This is a genomic window from Amycolatopsis sp. NPDC058278 (assembly GCF_042881395.1).
Lineage (GTDB): Bacteria > Actinomycetota > Actinomycetes > Mycobacteriales > Pseudonocardiaceae > Amycolatopsis.
Genome location: NZ_JBHVXZ010000030.1, coordinates 71,119 through 91,849, shown reverse-complemented (window position 1 = coordinate 91,849; position 20,731 = coordinate 71,119). Strand labels below are relative to the sequence as shown.

General features: G+C 70.4%; 15 protein-coding genes. 9 read left to right on the top strand and 6 right to left on the bottom strand.

What is annotated here, in order from left to right; all coding sequences use genetic code 11:
- The first annotated feature begins 234 nt into the window (after positions 1 to 234).
- Together ACFVYA_RS18220 and ACFVYA_RS18215 are read left to right on the top strand one after the other, a co-directional pair.
- On the top strand, positions 235 to 492 hold the full coding sequence (locus ACFVYA_RS18220; protein WP_200876501.1) for a hypothetical protein: 258 nt from the start codon (positions 235 to 237) through the stop codon (positions 490 to 492).
- A 40-nt stretch (positions 493 to 532) separates the two neighbouring features.
- Positions 533 to 1,132 carry a GNAT family N-acetyltransferase gene (locus ACFVYA_RS18215; protein ID WP_387046309.1) on the top strand — a complete coding sequence of 200 codons (600 nt, stop codon included), beginning with the start codon at positions 533 to 535 and terminating at the stop codon, positions 1,130 to 1,132.
- On the opposite strand, the gene ACFVYA_RS18210 is transcribed toward ACFVYA_RS18215, so the two are convergent.
- Together ACFVYA_RS18210 and ACFVYA_RS18205 are read right to left on the bottom strand one after the other, a co-directional pair.
- Complete coding sequence (locus ACFVYA_RS18210; RefSeq protein ID WP_387046308.1) at positions 1,123 to 3,825, bottom strand: GH92 family glycosyl hydrolase; 2,703 nt, start codon at positions 3,823 to 3,825, stop codon at positions 1,123 to 1,125. The genes ACFVYA_RS18215 and ACFVYA_RS18210 overlap by 10 nt on opposite strands.
- Positions 3,826 to 4,231: 406 nt before the next feature.
- Positions 4,232 to 4,861 carry a YigZ family protein gene (locus ACFVYA_RS18205; protein WP_387046306.1) on the bottom strand — a complete coding sequence of 210 codons (630 nt, stop codon included), beginning with the start codon at positions 4,859 to 4,861 and terminating at the stop codon, positions 4,232 to 4,234.
- A 535-nt stretch (positions 4,862 to 5,396) separates the two neighbouring features.
- On the opposite strand from ACFVYA_RS18205, the gene gltB reads away from it, so the two are divergent.
- Positions 5,397 to 9,968 (top strand): glutamate synthase large subunit, encoded by a 4,572-nt coding sequence (gene gltB / locus ACFVYA_RS18200; protein ID WP_387046304.1) that lies wholly within the window; start codon positions 5,397 to 5,399, stop codon positions 9,966 to 9,968.
- Positions 9,961 to 11,412, top strand: a complete 1,452-nt coding sequence (locus ACFVYA_RS18195) for a glutamate synthase subunit beta (protein ID WP_387046303.1) — start codon at positions 9,961 to 9,963, stop codon at positions 11,410 to 11,412. Before gltB ends, ACFVYA_RS18195 begins: the two co-directional genes overlap by 8 nt.
- Before the next feature lie 57 nt (positions 11,413 to 11,469).
- On the opposite strand, the gene ACFVYA_RS18190 is transcribed toward ACFVYA_RS18195, so the two are convergent.
- Positions 11,470 to 12,342, bottom strand: a complete 873-nt coding sequence (locus tag ACFVYA_RS18190; protein WP_387046301.1) for an SDR family oxidoreductase — start codon at positions 12,340 to 12,342, stop codon at positions 11,470 to 11,472.
- Between the two features lie 82 nt (positions 12,343 to 12,424).
- Between ACFVYA_RS18190 and ACFVYA_RS18185 the strand changes: the two genes are divergently transcribed.
- Together ACFVYA_RS18185 and ACFVYA_RS18180 are read left to right on the top strand one after the other, a co-directional pair.
- Positions 12,425 to 12,997 (top strand): TetR/AcrR family transcriptional regulator, encoded by a 573-nt coding sequence (locus ACFVYA_RS18185; protein ID WP_387046299.1) that lies wholly within the window; start codon positions 12,425 to 12,427, stop codon positions 12,995 to 12,997.
- Between the two features lie 270 nt (positions 12,998 to 13,267).
- The gene (locus ACFVYA_RS18180) at positions 13,268 to 14,665 is read left to right on the top strand and encodes a Dyp-type peroxidase (protein ID WP_387046297.1); all 1,398 of its coding nucleotides are present in this window, start codon (positions 13,268 to 13,270) and stop codon (positions 14,663 to 14,665) included.
- A 79-nt stretch (positions 14,666 to 14,744) separates the two neighbouring features.
- Here the strand turns inward: ACFVYA_RS18180 and ACFVYA_RS18175 are convergent, their stop codons facing one another.
- The gene (locus tag ACFVYA_RS18175; protein WP_387046296.1) at positions 14,745 to 15,602 is read right to left on the bottom strand and encodes a helix-turn-helix domain-containing protein; all 858 of its coding nucleotides are present in this window, start codon (positions 15,600 to 15,602) and stop codon (positions 14,745 to 14,747) included.
- Between the two features lie 165 nt (positions 15,603 to 15,767).
- Here ACFVYA_RS18175 and ACFVYA_RS18170 point away from each other — a divergent pair, with 165 nt between their 5' ends.
- Positions 15,768 to 16,787: an aldo/keto reductase gene (locus ACFVYA_RS18170; RefSeq protein ID WP_387046294.1), complete on the top strand. Its 1,020-nt coding sequence runs from the start codon at positions 15,768 to 15,770 to the stop codon at positions 16,785 to 16,787.
- Here ACFVYA_RS18170 and ACFVYA_RS18165 read toward each other — a convergent pair.
- A complete protein-coding gene (locus ACFVYA_RS18165) occupies positions 16,776 to 17,687 on the bottom strand; it encodes an ROK family protein (RefSeq protein WP_387046315.1) in 912 nt (303 codons plus the stop codon). The genes ACFVYA_RS18170 and ACFVYA_RS18165 overlap by 12 nt on opposite strands.
- A gap of 193 nt (positions 17,688 to 17,880) precedes the next feature.
- On the opposite strand from ACFVYA_RS18165, the gene ACFVYA_RS18160 reads away from it, so the two are divergent.
- Positions 17,881 to 18,090: a CbtB-domain containing protein gene (locus tag ACFVYA_RS18160; protein ID WP_013228805.1), complete on the top strand. Its 210-nt coding sequence runs from the start codon at positions 17,881 to 17,883 to the stop codon at positions 18,088 to 18,090.
- A 19-nt stretch (positions 18,091 to 18,109) separates the two neighbouring features.
- A complete protein-coding gene (locus ACFVYA_RS18155; protein WP_387046292.1) occupies positions 18,110 to 18,862 on the top strand; it encodes a CbtA family protein in 753 nt (250 codons plus the stop codon).
- A gap of 250 nt (positions 18,863 to 19,112) precedes the next feature.
- Here the strand turns inward: ACFVYA_RS18155 and ACFVYA_RS18150 are convergent, their stop codons facing one another.
- Complete coding sequence (locus ACFVYA_RS18150) at positions 19,113 to 20,594, bottom strand: cobyric acid synthase (protein ID WP_387046290.1); 1,482 nt, start codon at positions 20,592 to 20,594, stop codon at positions 19,113 to 19,115.
- Positions 20,595 to 20,731: the final 137 nt, after the last annotated feature.

Genomic DNA, 20,731 nt, shown 5'->3' with positions numbered 1-20,731 from the left:
GTGAGAAGGGTGTTCAGGTCGGTCGTCACAAACTGATCTTGGACACCCTTCGCCCGTCTCCGGTCACCACCCAGACTTACGCATTACTCGTCTAGGGGTATCCGGGAGCTACCCCGGAGCGGCACGACACGCCACCCTTACGTGCACCCCCGAAATACCCGGGTTCGCACGCTGAAAGGCGGAAACTGTCGGTGGCGGGGCGTCTAATGAGCACGACGGGAAGGAGGCGCCGCCATGATCACCGCATTGAACCATCGTGAGCGGGCCACGTTGAGAGCCGTGGCCGGGGGCCACGCCGAGATCAGCTGCAGCTGCGAGCCCGACCTCTTCATCGACGGCCTGAGCTGCTGCGACCAGTCCACCGTGCACCGGCTCGCGCGGCTCGGCCTGATCGCGCCCGCACGCCCCGGCAAGTGCGGCGAGCGCGTGCCCGCGCTGCTCACCGAGGCCGGCTCGCGGGCACTGGGCGAGGTCTTCGCCGCCGCGGCGTAAACGCATTGCCACCGACTGGGGTCACTGACAGCATCACCTGATGCACGTTTTCCTCGAAACCGAGCGGCTGATCCTCCGCCGGTTCACCGAGAACGACGCCGATGCGCTCTTCGAGCTCTACGACGACCCGGCCGTGATGAAGTACCTCAATGGGGGACGGCCGGCGGACCGCACCGAGATCGTCACGCTGGATCTCCCCGCCTTCCTCGGTTACTACGAGCGTTTCCCCGGTTACGGGTTCTGGGCGGCGATCGAAAAGAGCACCGGCGACTTCCTGGGGTGGTTCCATTTCCGCCCGCGCCCGGACGACCGGCCGGACGAGCCCGAGCTCGGCTACCGGCTGCACCGGAAGGCGTGGGGCAAGGGCTACGGCACCGAAGGCTCGGCGGCCCTGCTCACCAAGGGCTTCACCGAGCTGGGGGTCCGGCGCGTGACCGCGTCGACCATGGCGGTGAACGAGCGCTCGTGGCGGGTGATGGAAAAGCTGGGGATGAAGCTCGTCCGGACGTACTTCGAGGAGTTCCCGGAGCACGAACGCGCCCCGGGCAGCGAGCAAGGTGACGTGGAGTACGCGATCACCCGCGAAGAGTGGCTCGCGAGCGCCGCGTCCGGCGCTCACGAGCCACCGGGTCAGCGGTAGACCTCGAACTCGTAGATCCTCGACGCACCGTTGCCGTCATTGGCCGGCGTGGTGACGTTCAGCTTCACGTACCGGGCCGAGCGGGTCGTGATCGGGTGATACGTACGGCTGGCCCGGGACCCGGTCACGGTGGCGACCGTCGTCCACGTCGAGCCGTCGGCCGACGTCTGGATCGTGAACGCGCCGGTGTTCCAGCCCGTGGTCTCCCCGCCGAGGCCGGCGTGCTTGACCACGAACGCCGACACGTTCTGCGCCGACCCGAGGTCGACCTGCAGGTACTTCGTCGCGGCGGCGGTGCAGAACTTGCTGTTGTTCGCCAGGCTGCCGTCGACGGCCTTGTCCGCGGTCTCGGCCGAGTTGCACGCCGCCGAGCCCGAGGCCGCCTTGCCCAGCGCCAGGTTCGTCCCGAGCTCCGGCGCTGCGGGTGGCGGGGTGAACCCGTCGTTGTACGACGGCGGGACGTCGGAAACATTCGTGCCCCAGCCGCTCGGCGACGAGCCCATCGTGTAACTCAGCGTGGACGCGCCCGCGATGTCGCCGTAGCGGATCCACGACTTCGTCGTCGAGACGCCGTTGACGCTCACGTTCTGCACGTACTGGGCGCCCTGACCCGCCCCGGTGCCGGTGATCCGGATCGTCCCGCTCGGCCGGATGATCGAGGCCGACGGGAACAGCGGGCCGTGCAGGGCGAGGACGTCGGCGCCCGGTGTCGCCGGGTACATCCCCAGCGCGGCGAAGACGTACCACGCCGAGGTGGCGCCGAGGTCGTCGTTGCCGGGCAAGCCACCCGCGCCGGTGGTGAACGACTCGTTCATCACGCGCCGCACCGCGGAGCTGGTGCCCTGCGGGTGGGCGGCGTAGTTGTACGCCCACGGCACGCCGTGCTCCGGCTCGTTGCCGATGTAGAAGTACGGCTGGGTCAGGCCGCCGTTGAGCTGGGTGAAGTGGTGGTCCAGCCGCTGCACGGCGGTCTGGCGGCCGCCCATCAGGTTGATCACGCCCTGGTAGTTGTAGGGCACCATCCAGGTGTACTGCGAGGGGTTGCCTTCGGTGTAGCCGCTGTTGCTCGACGGCACGACCGGCCACGCCCAGTTCCCGTCACTGCCCCGCGGCTGGATGTAGCCGGAGTCGGTGCCGAACACGTTCTGCCACCACTGGGCGCGCTGCATGTAGGTGGTGTACTTCGTGGTGTCACCCACCGCCTTCGCGAACTGCGCCACCGCGAAGTCGGACGCCGAGTACTCGAGCGAGTCCGACGGGTCCTCGTAGACGTAGTGCCGGCTGAGGTAGCCGCTTTCCCGGCCGCGGATCGCCTGTCCCTGCGTGGTGCCGCCGCTCGCGCTCTTGTCCATCAGCGTCAGCGCCGCGGCGGTGTCGAAGCCGCGGACCCCGAAGGCGTACATGCTGCCGACGATGATCGGCCCGGGATCACCGGTCATCACGAAGTGCTCGTTGCTGTTGTGCGACCACTTGGGCAGCAACCCGCCCTGCTGGCCGTCCAGGACCATCGACTTCGCGATGTCGCTCGCCTCGTCGGGTGCGACGAGCCCGATCAGCGCGGCCCACGACCGGTAGATGTCCCAGCCGGAGTAGTTCTGGTAGACGGTGTGGGACGCGGTGTGCACCGCCTGGTCGAACCCGCGGTACTGGCCGTTCGTGTCGCTGGCGATGTTCGGGTTCTGGAAGACGTGGTACAGCGCCGTGTAGAACTTCTGCAGGTCCGCGGCGGCGCCACCGGTCACCTGGACGCGGTTGAGGACGGTGTTCCAGCTCGTGTCGGCCGCGGCCCGGATCCCGGCGAAGTCGAAGCCGGGGTTCTCGGCGGCGAGGTTCGCCTGCGCGTTGGCCAGGCTGACGAACGAAATGCCGACCTTCGCCTGCACCGTCGTGTTGCTCGAAGTGTCGAAGGTGACGTACCCGCCGGAGTTCGTGCCGCTGGTGCTCGCGGAACCGGCGTTCACGGTGCCGCCGAGCCAGGTGCCGAACCCGCTGGGCGCGCGGTCGAACTGGATGACGTAGAAGATCTGGTAGGTCTTGGACGAGCCGCAGAAGCCGCCGCCGGTGACCGAACCGGTGAGCTGGCTGCCGCTGATGCTGATCGACCCGCTGCGGCTGCCGGTGGCGCTGCGGCCGGTGTTCACGAGCAGCCGCGCGGACGTCGTGTTCGGGTAGGTCAGCTTCATGAAGCCGGAACGCTGGGTGGCGGACAGCTCGACGGTCGTGTTGTAGGTGTCGAGCTTGTTCTTGTAGTAGCCGGGCGCGGCCGACTCGTTCGCCTTGCTGTAGTGGCCCGCGTACCCGGTCCAGCCGGTGCCCGGCGAGGTCCCGATCGCGCCGGTGATCGGCAGCAGGCCGAGGTCTTCGTTGTTGGCGCAGCCGGCGCCGTTGAAGTGGGTGAGGCTGAATTCCTCGATGCTGCTGTCGCTGTACCGGTAACCGGACGGGGATGCGGTCGGGGTGTCCGGGCTGAACTGCACCATGCCGAAAGGAACGACCGCACCCGGGTACGTGCTGCCGCCGGCACCGCCGGGCACCGGGTTGGGCGAGTTGCTGTTGTCGGTGCCGATGAAGGGATTCACGTACTGCGTGAGGGCGAGCGTCGCGGCCCCGGCGGCCGGGGCCGCAAGCCCCGCTGTCGGCAGGACCGCGGCGAGCACTGCCGCGCACACCCGTCTGACCAGTGGTCTGGACATGACCCTTCCTCTCCTTGTCGCACGCTTCCGCCGGGCGACATCGTTGTCGGGCAAGCAGAACGAGTGGTGACAACGTTGTCAGCGTGGCTCGAGCCGCGTCGTCAACGTTCAGGGGGATCGAAGTGGTACCGGAACTCGGTGGCAGGACATGGTGCCACGGAAGGGCCCGTCCGCGGAAGCGCCGAAAGTTCGTTGCGCGCCAACCGATTCCCGCGACCGGACCACTCAGGCCCGGTGGACCACTCGGCCCCGAGCCGGATCCCGCGTGATTGGGGCCGTAACTCGTGTGATCAGAGCCGGAACTCGCGTGATTGGGGCCGTAACTCGCGAGTTCCGGCCCCAATCACGCGAGTCACGTGCTCGATCACGCGAGTTCCGGGTTCAGTCACGCGAGTTATGGCCCGGGTCACGGGACCTGGACCCAGTGGTCGCCGAGCGGGGTCGTGGTCGCTTCGCCGTTCGTCAGGTCCGCCAGCCAGCTCGCGAACGCCTCCCCTTCGCCCGGGGCGAGGCCGACCTCGAAGCGAGCCAGTTCGTCGAAGCGGGTCGCGTGGAGGAGGTGCGGCGACGCGCGCAGGTCGTTCTCCAGCCGGCCCGCCCGGTCGTAGCGCACCGACACCTCGACCAGGCCGAGTCGCCGGTGTTCTAGTACACCAACAACTTCCAGAGCGTCCGAAACGGACTGACCGTACGCGCGGATCAACCCACCCGCCCCCAGCAAGACTCCCCCGAAGTACCGCGTCACCACGGCGACCGTGTCGGTCAGCTCGCGGCGGCGCAGCACTTCCAGCATCGGCGCGCCCGCGGTACCCGCCGGCTCACCGTCGTCACTGGACCGCCGGGTTCGCCCATCCGGGCCCAAAACGAAGGCATGACAGTGGTGCCGCGCACCCGGATCCGCGCGGCGGCGGGCCGCGATGAACTCGCGCGCGGCCTCTTCCGACGTCACCGGAGCGAGCGCGCAGAGGAACCGGGAGCGCTTGATCTCGATCTCGTGGACGCCCGTCCGAGCCACGGAGAGATAACGATCAGTCATCGGGCCAGTCCGCCATGCACCCAGCTTGCCACCCCTGACCAGGGGTGCACCGGCCGCCCCAGACCACTTCGGACGGAAGTTTCCGCAGGTCAAGAGCATATTCGCCCGCTCTGCGGGAGAGTCAGCCCGGCATATGGGACTACCCTGGGCGCCGTCAACGCAAGCGTGGCATTTCCCACCCGGGCGCAACGACGTATGTCGATAACAGCGAATTCACACTATCGTCATAAGACCCGGCGAACCCGGGAGTAACACCGCGCGCTCCGGACGGCCCCCACCACAGTGGCCGGCCTGTGCGCGCTCGCAGCACCCGACATGTTCGGCTGCCCAGTGTTGTGCGGCCTCCCAGATGACCGCTTTCCGGGCTCGCAGCCCGGCCGATCCTTCGCGGCATCTTGCACTGTGACCAACGCCGACAACAGCCACTGTTCTCGACTGACCATCGCGGTCCCGGACCACTTCGTTAACCGGTTCAGCTCGAACCACCCGATGGAGTGAGTACCGGTCGCGCCAACGCCTTGGGAGGCGGCCAGCCGTGACCCACCGTGCCAGTTCCCTGCCCCCGTCCGGGGAGCAGCTCAGCAACGCCGAGGCCGCGGGCCTCTACCGGAGCGACTACGAACACGATGCCTGCGGTGTCGCCTTCGTCGCCGACCTGACCGGGCGCCGAGATCATGCGATCGTCGCCAAGGCCCTGGTCGCGTTGCGCAACCTGGAACACCGCGGGGCTCGTGGCGCCGAACCGGACACCGGCGACGGCGCCGGCCTGCTGATCCAGATCCCGGACGAGTTCTACCGCGCGGTCGTGGACTTCGAGCTCCCCGAGCCGGGTACCTACGCCGTCGGCACGGCTTTCCTGCCGCAGGACGAAAAGCGCCGCGGCCGGGCCATGACGACCATCGAGCGCATCGCCGCCGAGGAGGACATGCGCGTCCTCGGCTGGCGCGAGCTGCCGGTGCACACCGAGCACTGCGGGCCGACCGCGGCCGAGACCATGCCGCACTTCACGCAGCTGTTCCTCGCCGCGCGCCGCCCGAAGCCGGAGCATTCGGACCCGCTGCACATCGAGCGCAGCGCGTTCTGCGTCCGCAAGCGCGCGGAGCACGAGCTCGTCGAGGACGACGTCTACTTCCCGTCGCTGTCGTCACGCACGATCGTCTACAAAGGAATGCTCACCGAGCCGCAGGTCGAGCGGTTCTTCGCCGACCTGACCGACGAGCGCGTCACCAGCGCCATCGGGCTGGTGCACTCCCGCTTCTCCACCAACACCTTCCCGTCCTGGCCGCTGGCCCACCCGTACCGGTACGTGGCGCACAACGGCGAGATCAACACCCTGCGCGGCAACCGCAACTGGATGGACGCCCGCGAGGCGCTGCTGGAGACCGACCTGATCCCGGGCGACCTCAAGCGCGTCTACCCGGTGATCACCCGCGGCGCCAGCGACTCGGCGAGCTTCGACGAGGTCCTGGAGCTGCTGCACCTCGGCGGCCGCTCGCTGCCCCACGCCGTCCTGATGATGATCCCGGAGGCCTGGGAGAACCACCAGGAGATGGACCCCGCGCGGCGCGCGTTCTACGAGTTCCACTCGACGCTGATGGAGCCGTGGGACGGGCCGGCGCTGGTCGCCTTCACCGACGGCTCGCAGATCGGGGCGGTCCTCGACCGCAACGGCCTGCGCCCCGGCCGCTACTGGGTGACCGACGACGGCCTCGTCGTGCTCGCTTCCGAGGTCGGCGTGCTCGACATCGACCCGGCGACGATCGTCCGGAAGGGCCGTCTCGAACCCGGCCGGATGTTCCTCGTGGACACCGTCGAAGGCCGGATCATCGAGGACGAAGAGGTCAAAACCGAACTGGCCACCGCCCACCCGTACGACGAGTGGGTCGAGGCCGGCCTCCTGCAGCTGGAAGACCTGCCCGAGCGCGACCGCGAGATCCCGCTGCACGCCGCGCTCGTCCGCCGCCAGCAGGCGTTCGGCTACACCGAGGAAGAGCTCGAAGCCATCCTCGAGCCGATGGCCCGCACCGGCGCGGAGCCGATCGGCTCGATGGGCAACGACTCGCCGATCGCGACGCTCTCCAGCCGCCCGCGGCTGATCTTCGACTACTTCATCCAGCTGTTCGCCCAGGTGACGAACCCGCCGCTGGACGCCATTCGCGAGGAGCTCGTCACCGCCCTCGGCACGCAGATCGGCGCCGAGCCGAACCTCCTGGTCGGCGACGCCGCGAGCTGCCGCCGGATCGCGCTGCCGTTCCCGGTGCTCGACAACGACCAGCTCGCCAAGCTGGTGCACGTCAACGACGACGGCGACCTGCCGGAGTTCCAGGCGGTCACCGTGCTCGGCCGGTACAACGTGCACGGCGGCGGCGAGGCGCTGATCAAGCGGCTGGACGAGATCCGCGCCGAGGTTTCGGAGGCGATCGAGGACGGCGCCCGGCTGATCGTGCTGTCCGACCGCGGCGTCGACGAGAACCACGCGCCGATCCCCTCGCTGCTGCTGACCGGTGCGGTGCACCACCACCTCGTCCGCGAGAAGACGCGCACCCAGGTCGGTCTCATCGTCGAGGCCGGCGACGCGCGCGAGGTGCACCACATCGCGCTGCTGATCGGCTACGGCGTCGCCGCGGTGAACCCGTACCTGGCGATGGCGACCGTCGAGGAAATGGCCCACCAGGGCCTGATCCCCGGCGTGACGCCGAAGCAGGCGACGCAGAACCTGATCAAGGCGCTCGGCAAGGGCGTCCGCAAGACGATGTCCAAGATGGGCGTTTCGACCGTCGCGTCCTACACCGGCGCGCAGATCTTCGAAGCGATCGGGCTCGGCGAAGAGGTCATCGAAAACTGCTTCACCGGCACGACGTCCCGCCTCGGCGGGGTCGGCTTCGAGACGCTCGCCGACGAGGTCGCGAAGCGGCACGCGTACGCGTTCCCGGCCGACGGCGTCCGGCCCGCCCACCGCGAGCTGGAGACCGGCGCGGATTACCAGTGGCGCCGCGAAGGCGAGCCGCACCTGTTCAACCCGCAGACGGTGTTCAAGCTCCAGCACTCCACGCGGTCGGGCAAGTACGAGATCTTCAAGGAGTACACGAAGGCCGTCGACGACCAGGCCGAGAAGCTGCTGACGCTGCGCGGGCTGTTCGACTTCAAGTACGGCAAGCGGGCGCCGGTGCCGATCGAGGAGGTCGAACCGGTTTCGGAGATCGTCAAGCGGTTCGCCACCGGCGCGATCTCCTACGGCTCGATCTCCATGGAGATGCACCAGACCCTCGCCATCGCGATGAACCGCCTCGGCGGGAAGTCCAACACCGGCGAAGGTGGCGAAGACGCGGAGCGGCTGTACGACCCGGAACGGCGTAGCGCCGTGAAGCAGGTCGCGTCCGGCCGGTTCGGCGTCACGAGCGAGTACCTCGTCAACGCCGACGACATCCAGATCAAGATGGCGCAGGGCGCGAAGCCCGGCGAAGGCGGGCAGCTGCCCGGCGCGAAGGTGTACCCGTGGATCGCGAAGACGCGGTTCTCGACGCCGGGCGTGGGGTTGATCTCCCCGCCGCCGCACCACGACATCTACTCGATCGAGGACCTGGCGCAGCTGATCCACGACCTGAAGAACGCCAACCCGAACGCGCGCATCCACGTGAAGCTCGTGTCCGAGGTCGGCGTCGGCACGGTCGCGGCGGGCGTGTCCAAGGCGCACGCCGACGTCGTGCTCATCTCGGGCCACGACGGCGGGACGGGCGCATCGCCGCTGTCGTCCATCAAGCACGCCGGCGGTCCGTGGGAGCTCGGCCTGGCCGAGACGCAGCAGACGCTGCTGGCCAACCGGCTGCGCGACCGGATCGTGGTGCAGACCGACGGCCAGCTCAAGACCGGCCGCGACGTGATCATCGCGGCGCTGCTCGGCGCCGAGGAGTTCGGCTTCGCGACCGCGCCGCTGGTGGTGTCGGGCTGCATCATGATGCGCGTCTGCCACCTCGACACCTGCCCGGTGGGCGTCGCGACGCAGAACCCGAAGCTGCGCGAGAAGTTCAGCGGCAAGGCCGAGTACGTCGTCAACTTCTTCGAGTTCATCGCCCAGGAGGTCCGCGAGTACCTGGCGGAGCTGGGCTTCCGGTCGATCGCCGAGGCGGTCGGGCACGCCGAGTTCCTCGACAAGCGCAAGGCGATCGACCACTGGAAGGCGGCCGGGCTGGACCTGTCGCCGATCTTTTACGTGCCCGACGTCGCCCCGGCGGGCCTGCGGCTCCAGCAGACCAAGCAGGACCACGGGCTGGAGAAGGCGCTCGACAACACGCTGATCCAGCTCGCCGAGGGCGCCCTGAACTCGGGCGACAAGGTGCGGCTGGAACTGCCCGTCCGCAACGTGAACCGGACCGTCGGCACCATGCTCGGCTCGGAGCTGACGAAGCGGTGGGGCGGCGAAGGCCTGCCCGACGACACCATCGACGTCACCTTCACCGGCACCGCGGGCCAGTCGTTCGGCGCGTTCGTGCCGAAGGGCATCACGCTGCGGCTGTACGGCGACGGCAACGACTACGTCGGCAAGGGCCTCTCCGGCGGCCGGCTGATCGTGCGGCCGCCGAAGGAGGCGCGGATCGCCGCCGAGGACCACATCATCGCCGGCAACGTGATCGCCTACGGCGCCACCAGCGGCGAGATCTTCATCCGCGGCAAGGTCGGCGAGCGGTTCTGCGTGCGCAACTCCGGCGCGCTGGCCGTCGTCGAAGGCGTCGGCGACCACGGCGGCGAGTACATGACCGGCGGCCGGATGGTCGTGCTCGGCCCGATCGGGCGCAACTTCGCGGCCGGCATGTCCGGCGGCATCGCCTACGTGCTCGACCTGCCCGCGCACCGCGTCAACCCGGAGATGGTCGACATCGACCCGCTCGACTCCGAGGACGCGGACTTCCTCCGGGAAACGCTGGAAAAGCACTACAACGAAACGGAATCCGCGGTCGCGCGGGAACTGCTGGCCGACTGGGACGCGGGCGTCGACCGCTTCGGGAAGGTCATGCCGAAGGACTACAAGCGCGTGCTCGCCGCCCAGGTGCAGGCCGAGCGGGACGGGCGCGACGTGAACGAGGCGATCATGGAGGCCGCACATGGCTGACCCCAAGGGCTTTCTGACCACCACCCGCGAAGAGCCGAAGCGGCGTCCGGTCGACCTCCGGCTGATGGACTGGCGCGAGGTCTACGAAGACTTCGCCACGACGAAGCTGCAGAAGCAGGCCGGCCGCTGCATGGACTGCGGCATCCCGTTCTGCCACCAGGGCTGCCCGCTCGGGAACCTCATCCCCGAGTGGAACACGCTGACCTGGCGCGAAGACTGGCAGCAGGCGATCGAGCGGCTGCACGCGACGAACAACTTCCCGGAGTTCACCGGGACGTTGTGCCCCGCCCCGTGCGAAACCGCGTGCGTGCTCGGGATCAACGACGACCCGGTGACGATCAAGCGGGTCGAGATCTCCATCGTCGACCGCGCTTTCGACGAGGGCTGGGTGACACCGCAGCCGCCGACCACGAAGACCGGGAAAAAGGTCGCGGTCGTCGGCTCCGGCCCGTCGGGTCTTGCCGCGGCGCAGCAGCTGACGCGCGCGGGCCACAGCGTCGTGGTCCTCGAGCGGGCCGACAAGATCGGCGGGCTGCTGCGCTACGGCATCCCCGAGTTCAAGATGGAGAAGTCCCGCCTCGACCGGCGCCTGGCGCAGATGGAGGCCGAGGGCACGGAGTTCCGGACGTCGGTGAACGTCGGCGTCGACCTCACCGCCGCGGAGCTGACTGCTTCGTACGACGCCGTGGTGCTCGCCGGTGGCGCGACCGACTGGCGCGACCTGCCGATCCCCGGCCGGGAGCTGGCCGGCATCCACCAGGCCATGGAGTTCCTCCCGCCGGCCAACCGCGTTGCTTCGGGCGAGCTGGAAAAGTCGCCGTTCGACGCCGCGGGCCTGGACGTGGTCGTCATCGGTGGCGGCGACACGGGTGCGGACTGCGTCGGGACGTCGCACCGCCAGGGCGCGCGTTCGGTGACGCAGCTGGAGATCATGCCCAAGCCGCCCGAGGCGCGTTCGGACGCTCACCCGTGGCCGACGTACCCGATGATCTACCGGGTGTCCTCGGCGCACGAAGAAGGCGGCGAGCGGCTCTACGCGGTGAACACGCAGGAGTTCGTGGGTGACTCCGACGGTCGCGTGCGGGCGTTGAAGCTGGTCGAGGTCCGCAACGAGGGCGGCAAGTTCGTCCCGGTGCCCGACTCGGAACGCGAGCTGCCGGCGCAGCTGGTCCTGCTCGCCATGGGCTTCCTCGGACCGCAGAAGAAGGGCCTGCTCGAGGATCTCGGCGTCGAACTGGACGCGCGCGGCAACGTGGCGCGCGACAAGGCGTTCAAGACGAGCCTGGACAACGTGTTCGTGGCCGGCGACATGGGCCGCGGCCAGTCCCTGATCGTGTGGGCGATCGCGGAGGGCCGCAGCGCCGCGGCCGGCGTCGACGCGTACCTGACCGGCCGCGACGTCCTGCCCCGCCCGATCGCGCCGACGGACCGGCCGATCGCGTAGGACCCGGCGTCGGCGGAGGTGTCATCGTCGCCACCTCCGCCGGCGCTGCACCACCGCTCAGCCGTAGTACCCCTGCTCGAGGTCGGCCAGCAGCCCCGGCCGCGTGGGCCGCCAGCCGAGCAGCTCCCGGGTCGTTTTCGCCGACGCCGGCTGGTCGAACGCCAGGATCGCGCCGAGGAAGCCGAGCTCTTCGGCGGTCACCGAAGTGACCGGCAGATCGAGGCGACGGCCGACCACCTCGGCGACGTCGCGGATCCGCACGCCTTCGTCACCGACCGCGTGCAGCACGGCTTTCGCCGGGGCCTGCTCGAGCGCCAGCCGGAACAGGTGTGCCGCGTCCAGGACGTGGACCGCGGGCCAGCGCTGCGTCCCGTCGCCGACGTAAGCCGCGATGCCCTTCTCGCGGCCGAGGGCGACCAGGCGGGCGATCAGGCCGTGGGCGTCACCTTCGCCGTGCACCGAACGCGGCAGCCGGACGAGGGACGCGCGGACACCGCGGTCCGCCGTCGCGAGGACGGCCCTGGCGATGTCCCCCCGGCCGGCCACCGGCCCCGCGAAGACGGAGTCGTCCTCCTCGGTCGACGGGCGGCCGGGCACCATCGGCGTCCCCGAGGCGGCGACGAAGGACTTGCCGGCCAGCACCGCGCTCATGGCGTCGACCGCGGCCGCGTCGGTCCGGATCGCCGCGTCCATCCGGCTGAAGTCGTGGCCGAAGGCGAGGTGGACGACGCCGTCGGCGCTTTCCGCGCCCTTTTCCAGGACTTCGAGGTCGGTGAGGTCGCCGCGGAGGACGTCGGCGCCCATCGCGGCGACGGTGCCGGCTGCTTCGTCCGACCTCGCGAGCCCGAGGACTTCGTGGCCCGCGTCGAGGAGTTCGGGCACGAGGGCCCGGCCGATCCAGCCGGACGCGCCGGTGACGAACACACGCATGAGCTTCTCCCTTAGTGATGACACCTGGTGTCATCACCATAGCACCGCGATGACACCCGGTGTCATCGCCTAGGCTGGGGGCATGAGCCGCTGGGAGCCGAACACGCGCGAGCGACTGCTCGACGCCGCGCTCGACCTGTTCGGCGAGCGGGGGTACGACAGCGTCACGGTCGCCGAGATCGCGGAGCGGGCCGGGCTGACGAAGCGGACCTTCTTCCGTCACTTCAGCGATAAGCGCGAAGTGCTCTTCGCCGGCCAAGAGCTGCTGAGCCGGATGTTCGCCGAGGCGATCGCCGGCGCCCCGGCCTCGGCGACCCCGATGGAGGCGATCGCGGCGGCGCTGACGGCCGCCACGACCCCGTTCGGGCCGCAGCGCCGGGAGCGGGCGCGCCAGGTCAAGGCGGTGGTCGCCGGCCACCGCGACCTGCACGAGCGCGAACTGCTGAAGCTCGCGACGTTGCGGGCCGCGATGGCCGACGCCCTGGGCGCGCGCGGAGTCCCGGACCCGACAGCCCGCCTCGCCGCCGAAATAGGCGGCCTCGCCTTCTCGACGGGCTTCGCCCGCTGGGTCGCGCCCGGCAGCGAGCGGCCGTTCGCCGAACTGGTCCACGAGGCGTTGGACGAGTTGCTGGCGGCCACCTCCACCCTCGGCTGACCCACCTCGAGCCGCCCTCGGCCCGCCTTTGCCAGGAGAGCGTGTCGCATTCCACGATCATCATTTGCCGGCACCGCCCGGACGCCGATTCTTTCCGGCCGGAAACTATTTCGCGCTCAACTTAATCTTTCGTGTGAAACCGGCAACCGGGTGGCACCGGCCGCCTCCGGCACTGCATTCTGTAGTCAGGGGACCCGGTCGGCCGAGGGGGGATTCCGGTCGGCCGGGTGCCCGCCGAGAGGCGGGCTTTTCACACGGGAGGGGACCCGAATGAGTGTCGATCTGTCCACCACGCTGTCCTGGACCACGGCGAGCGGTGATGCCGCGACGATGCTCGGCGAACTGCAGCCGAACATCCTCAAGGCCCACGTCCGCGATCACCTGTCCGCCCTGTTCCTCGCCTTCGGCGACGCGGCGGAGGCGCGTGCTTTCCTCGTCTCGGTCACCGGGAAGATGAAGTCCGCCAAGGCACACCTCGACGAGGTGAGCGCGTTCAAGGCCGCCGCCGGCGCGGGAACGCCGTACGTCGGCGTCGGGCTCACCGCGGCCGGCTACCGCGCTCTCGGCGTCGAGAACTTCCCGCAGGACGAGGCGTTCCGGCGCGGGATGACGGCAGCGGGCACGCGGCAGCGGCTGAACGACCCGCCGCGCTCGACGTTCGATCCTGGCTACCGCGGCGAAATCCACGCCGTCGTGCTCGTCGGGGACGCCACCGACAAAACAATGACCGCCCGTCGCAACGAAATCCTCGGTCTGCTGCCGGATTCGGCCACGGTGCTCGCGGAGGAAACCGGCCTCGGCCGGGTCAACGCGCGCGGCGAGGGCATCGAGCACTTCGGGTACGTCGACGGCCGCAGCCAGCCGCTGTTCCTGACCGAAGACATCGACGCGGAGAAGAACAACACCGACGGCATCAACGTGTGGAATCCGGCGGCGCCGCTCGAGCAGGTGCTGGTTCCCGACACCGCGGCACCGGATCCCGGCGTGCATTTCGGCAGCTATTTCGTTTTCCGCAAACTGGAACAGAACGTCCGGCGGTTCAAGCAGGCCGAAGCGGATCTGGCCGACACGCTCGGCCTCGCCGGCGAAGACCGCGAACGGGCCGGGGCGATGATCATCGGCCGCTTCGAGGACGGCACGCCGCTGACCACGCAGCGGGAAGACGGCGCGGAAAGCCCGGTGTCGAACAACTTCACCTACGACAGCGACCGCGCCGCGCTGAAGTGTCCGTTCCAGGCGCACATCCGCAAGACGAACCCGCGTGGTTCCGGCGGCGCCGAGGAGCCGGCCGACGAGCGGCGCCACCTGATGGCCCGCCGGGGCGTCACGTACGGGGAGCGCCCGGACGACCCGAACGCCGACGTGCCGCCCGCGGCGCGGCCGAGCGGCGGGATCGGGCTGCTGTTCATGGCCTTCAACTCACGACTGGGCAACCAGTTCGAGTTCACGCAGGCGGCTTGGGCGGACAACCCGGGCTTCCCGATCGTCGACGGCGTCACGCCGGGGCTGGACCCGGTGATCGGCCAGGGCGTGCGCGAGTCGTCGGAGTACACCGTGGACTGGGGTGGCTCCGCGCAGCGGACGGCCGGCCCGGTGCCGCAGGCGGTGACACTGCGCGGCGGCGAGTACTTCTTCATGCCGTCGCTGGCCTTCCTGCGTTCACTCTGACCGAGCCGGAGGCCACCACCTCGGACCGGGGTGGTGGCCGGAAGGCGTTGATTGCCCGCGCAGCGATGATGCTCGCCGATCATGTGTCCGTGCCGGCTCCCGTCAGCGCCTGGACGCCGATGACCTCCAGCAGCCGCAGCCGCTCGGCGGTCTCACTGCCCTCCGGCGCGGTGAAGGCCATGATCCGCAGGTCGGTCCCGAGTGCTGCGAGGATGTCGCAGTCGAGGGTGATCTCACCGACGCTCGCGTGCCGGACCGTCTTGGTCAGGGGCTCGTGCACGCCCACCACGCCGGAGTCCCACAGCGCCGCGAAGTCACCGCTGCGGGTTCGGAGCTCGTCGATCAGGGCGGCCAGGCCGGCGTCTTTCGGATAGCGAGCCGACCCCGCTCGCAGGTCGGACACGAAGGCCGTGCGGTATCCCGTCTCCCGGCTCACTGCCTGGGGGTATCCGGCGGGGGGTTCGACGAAGGACCACCACACCGCGTTCCTCCTGAAGTCGTGTGGTGTGGGCGGTTCGCCGAACAGCGCGGCCCACAGCGGATTCCACGTGATGAGGTTCCACGCGGCGTCGTACACGCTCAGTGGTGTGCTCGTCAGCCGGTCCAGCAGACGCTGGACGCCTGCGGGCACGTGGTCGGACACCTGCCCCGGGCCGGGCAGTGGCTGACCGGCGAGCACGAACAGGTGCTCCCGCTCCGCCGTCGTCAGCCGCAACGCCCGAGCCAGCGTGGACAGTACTTGCGGGGACGGATTGGTCGACCTGCCCTGTTCGAGCCGCACGATGTAGTCGACGGACAGGCCGGCGAGCAGGGCGAGCTCCTCACGCCGCAGGCCTGGCGCGCGCCGGTGTTCGTCGCCCGGCAGGCCGACCTCCGCGGGTTTCGTGCGATCCCGCCAAGCGTGCAAGGCCCGGCCGAGATCCGTGGTTCCGGTCATCTCCCCAGTATCGGCGGCCGGCCGCGTCCCGTCGTGGTACTGCGGATCCACCGGCTGCGGCGGGTACTGGTCGATTCCCCGGGGGCTCGTTGAAGGTGGACGTACCGGCCGACGGCCGGTGGCCGGCGGGAGCCACCCGCCGGCCGGCACCGAAGGAGCACGTTGATGAAGTACCGCAAGCTCGGGCGGACCGGGATCGAGGTCAGCCCCTACGCACTCGGCACGTTGATGTTCGCCGGCCAGATGGGCAACGAGCCGGATGAGTCGGTCCGGATCATCCACAAGGCGATCGACGCCGGGATCAACCTCATCGACACCGCCGACCGCTACGCCGACGCCGAAGACATCGTCGGAAAGGCCCTGAAGGGCCGCCGCGACGAGGTGGTGCTGGCCACCAAGGTCGGCATGCCCATGGGCGCGGGGCCCAACCAGCAGGGCGGCTCCCGCCGCTGGATCACCACCGCCGTCGAGAACTCCCTGCGCAGGCTCGGCACCGACTACATCGACATCTACCAGCTCCAGCGGCCCGACCCGGACACCGACCTGGAGGAGACCCTGTCCGTCCTGACCGACCTCGTCAGGGCGGGCAAGGTGCGCGTGATCGGTTCCTCGACGACGCCCGCCTCCATGATCGTCCAGGCCCGGTGGGTCGCCGAACGCGCCGGGGTGCAGCGGTTGCGCACCGAGCAGCCGCCGTACTCGATCCTGAACCGCGGCATCGAACGGGAGGTCCTGCCGATCGCGCAGGAGTACGGCATGGGCGTCCTGGTGTGGGGTCCGTTCGCCCAGGGCATGCTGACCGGCCGGGTGCGCAAGGGCGGTGGCAACGACCTCAAACGCGTCCGGTTCTCCCGCCACCTCTCCGACGAACGCCGCATCGACGTCGTCGAACAACTCGTCCCGCTGGCGCAGGAGGCCGACCTGCCCCTGACCCACCTGGCGATGGCGTTCGCCGTCGCCCACCCGGGCGTCACCGCCGCGCTCCTCGGCCCGCGCACGATGGCCCACCTCGACGACCTTCTGGCCGGGGCCGACGTCGAACTGTCCGACGAGGTCATGGACCGGATCGACGAGATCGTCCCGCCGGGCACCGACGTCACCGCGCTCGACCAGGAGTACCGGCCCCCGGCGTTGCTGGAGACCGCTCTCCGGCGTCGTCCCGTCGGGCTCCGGTCAGCGGCCTGAGCCCGGGGCTTCGAGCAGGTCGAAGGCCAGCAGCCCGGCGCCCAGCCGCCCGGCTTCGTCGCCCAGTTCGGCGATCCGCAGCTCCGGCATCTTCTGGAACGTCAGGTGCGCGGCCAGCCACTCGCGCACCGGCTCCAGCACGTAGTCGGCCGCCGTGAACAGGCCGCCGCCCAGGACGATCACCTCCGGGCCGAGCAGCGTCAGCAGCGTCCGGATCCCGTGGCCGAGCCCGTCGAGCGCGTCCTGGACGACGGCGACCGCGACCTCGTCCCCGTGGCGGGCCAGCTCGACGACCTCGCGGGCGCCGTCGGCCGGGCGGCCGGTGCGCTCGGTGTAGCGGCGGGCGATCGCGGCCGCCGACGAGATCGCCTCCAGGCAGCCGGTCGCGCCGCAGCCGCACTTGCCGGCGTGGCCGACGTCGATGTGCCCGACCTCGCCGGCCTGCCCGTGCGCGCGGTGGATCCGGCCGTCCAGCAGCAGCGCGGCGGCGATTCCGGTGCCGACCGGGATGAACGCCGCGTTCGTCGCCCCACGGCCGGCGCCCACCCGGAACTCGGCGATACCGCCCGCGGTGACGTCGTGCCCGAAGGCGACGGGCAGCCCGAGCCGGTCTTCCAGGAGCTCACCGAAGGGGACTTCGCGCCAGTCGAGGTTGGCCGAGAAGTGGCAGACGCGGGTCTCCTCGTCGACGATCCCCGGCACCACCACCCCCACCGCCGCGGGTCGCCCGGTCCCCGCCTGCTCGGCCAGCGCGGCCACGATGTCCGCGGTCTGCGCGGCCAGCGCCGTCCCGTCCGCGCTGCGGGCCGTCTCCGCGCGCAGTGCCGCCTTGGGCTGCAACTGCTCGTCGAGCAACGCGGCCTTGATCGTCGTCCCGCCCACATCGAGGGCGGCCACCATTCGAGTCACCGCGGCATTGTCACATTGACGCGGCCCAAACGGCGGACCTACGCTCAACCGGCCAGACGAGGAGATTCCGGAACGCGGTGCAAGTCCGCGCGGTCGCGCCACTGTGACCCCCGCCAGGGGGAAGCCAGACCCGGATCCTCGTGATCGACCCCGATGAGGCCGCGAAAGCCCGAGGAGGCCACCCATGACCCAGACGGCAGCTCCCGCCGTTCCGCTCCCGATCCGCATTCCGATCCGTGAGATCGTGCCGTGGGCGGTGTTCGTGGTGCTCCTCGCCCTGATCGCGCTCTACTTCGTGAGCGCCGAGCAGGGCGCCACCGCGGTATTCGCGAACTCCTACGTCCACGAGTTCGTGCACGACGGCCGGCACCTGCTGGCCTTCCCCTGCCACTGATCGGCAGGCCTGCGCTCCCATGATGAAAACCCTGCTGGTCCGCGGCATGCTCGCGGGCCTGATCGCCGGCGTGCTCGCGTTCGGGTTCGCCTACGCCTTCGGTGAGCCATCGGTGAACGCCGCCATCGGGCTCGAGGAGTCCGGCGGCCACTCGCACTCCCACGACGCATCCGCTCCTGCTGCTCCTTCTTCGGAGGAGGAAGAGCTCGTCCCCCGGGACATCCAGAGCACGCTCGGGCTGCTGACCGGCGTGCTCGTCTACGGCGTCGCGATCGGCGGCCTGCTGTCGCTGGCCTTCGCGTTCGCCCAGGGACGGCTCGGTTCGCTGCGGCCCCGGGTGACGGCGCTGCTGCTCACCGCGGGCGCGTTCACCGTGGTGTTCCTGGTGCCGTTCCTGAAGTACCCGGCCAACCCGCCCGCGGTGGGCCGGCCGGGCACGATCGGTTCCCGGACCGAGCTGTACTTCGGCTTCGTCGCGGTCTCCTTGCTCGCCGGCATCTTCGCAACGGTGTTCGGCCGCAAGCTGGCGGACCGCCTCGGAGCCTGGACCGGCTTCCTCCTCGCGGCGGCGGGCTACCTCGCCGTGATCGGCGTCGTGGCCTGGCTGATGCCGGTGGTCGACGAGGTCCCGGCCACGTTCCCGGCCTCGACGCTGTGGAGCTTCCGGACGGCATCGGTCGGCACCCAGGTGACGCTGTGGCTGGCGTTGGGCCTGACGTTCGGCGCGTTCGCGGAGAAGACACTGACCCGCCGGACCGCGGTCGCCGCCTGAACGATCGCCGGCCCGGCCGCGGACCGCTTCTGCCGCCCGCGGTCGTGCTCCGGCTCCCGCTCCGGCTCCGGCTCCGGCCGAAGCGGAGCTGCCTGCGGCAAGGCGCCACCCGAAGCGGAGCTGCCGGCGGCAAGGCGCCCACCTGAAGCGAAACCCCGGCAGGCAAGCCCTCAGCCGAGGTGGCGATCCCGGCGAGCAAGAGCTCCGGCCGAATGGCCCGGCCCGCAGGCACTCCCGTTCCCCGGCTCGGCTAAGGCGCCCCCGGCGGCACGAACGGCAGGTCCGGCGGTGCCCCGCGCTCCAGCAGCGTCCGCAGCATCGCCGTGTCCAGGTGCTCGTCGACCGCGTCCGCGAGCTTGTCCAGCATTTCCTCGCGCAGGTCGGCGAACCCGGGCGCGTCCGGCGCCGGGGCCCACGTGGTTCCGGCCTGCACCGCTGCTTCGGCGAGCCACGCGCGGCGGAAGGCGTCGTTCTCGAAGGCGCCGTGCCACATCGTGCCCCAGACCGCTCCCGCGCGCCGACCGTCCAGAAAGGACTCCGCCGGGGTCGTGGCGGTCACCGAGCCGTGGTGGATTTCGTAGGCGTCCACCGGGTGGCCGCGCCACGTCCCCGCCGGCCGGGCGAGCACCTTTTCCGCGGCGAACGTCACCCGCCCGGGCAGCAGGCCGAGGCCCGCAACCTCACCGGCGCCCGACTCGACCTCGTCCACAATGGACTCGGTGAGCATCTGGTAGCCACCGCAGATGCCGAGGACCGGCCGCCCCGCGGCGGCCCGGGCCGCCACCGCCGTGTCGAGGCCGCGCTCCCGCAGCCAGGCCAGGTCGGCCACGGTGGCGCGCGATCCGGGCAGCACCACGACGTCCGCCGCCGCGACGACATCGGGGTCGGCGGTGAGCGTCACCGTGACCCCGGGCTCGGCGGCCAGCGCGTCGACGTCGGTGGCGTTGGACGCGCGCGGGAACCAGACGACCGCCACGCCGAGGCCACCACCGGGGGTTTCGCGGCGCCAGCCCGCCACGGCGAGGGCGTCCTCCGAGTCGATCCACACCCGGTCCAGCCACGGCAGCACACCCAGCACCGGCCGTCCGGTGATCTTTTCGAGGCTGTCCAGGCCCGGCCGCAGCAGGCCGACGTCGCCGCGGAACTTGTTGACCACCCAGCCCGCGACCAGGGCCTGGTCCTCGGCGGACAGCAGCGCGAGGGTGCCGAACATCGCCGCGAGCACGCCGCCGCGGTCGATGTCGCCGACGACCAGCACGGGCAGCCCGAACCGCCGGGCGAGCCCCATGTTGACGTAGTCGCCGCCGCGCAGGTTGATCTCCGCCGGACTGCCGGCGCCTTCGCAGACGACGACGTCGAAGCGCGCGCTGAGGTCGTCGAACGCACCGAAGGCGATCTCGGCCAGCCCGGCCCGGCCGGTGGCGTACTCCCCCGCTTCGAGGGTGCCGAACGGCTTCCCGAGCGCGACGACGTGGCTGCGCCGGTCACTGCCCGGCTTGAGCAGCACGGGGTTCATCGCCGCTTCGGGTTCCACCCCGGCGGCCCGCGCCTGCACCCACTGGGCGCGGCCGATCTCGGAACCGTCGGCGCAGACCATGGAGTTGTTCGACATGTTCTGCGCCTTGAACGGCGCCACCCGCACCCCCCGGCGCGCAAGCCACCGGCAGATCCCGGCGGTGACCAGGCTCTTCCCGGCATCGGACGTCGTCCCGGCGACGAGCAGCCCGCTCATCGCCGGTTGTCCACAGCCAGGCCGGGGCGGGCGGAGTTGTCCACAGATCGCCGAGCGGAGTCTTTCCCCCGCCGGGGACCGATAGACTGGACAGGGGCCGCCCCCCAGGGAGTGGTGGGGGCTGCGACGGCGGCGAT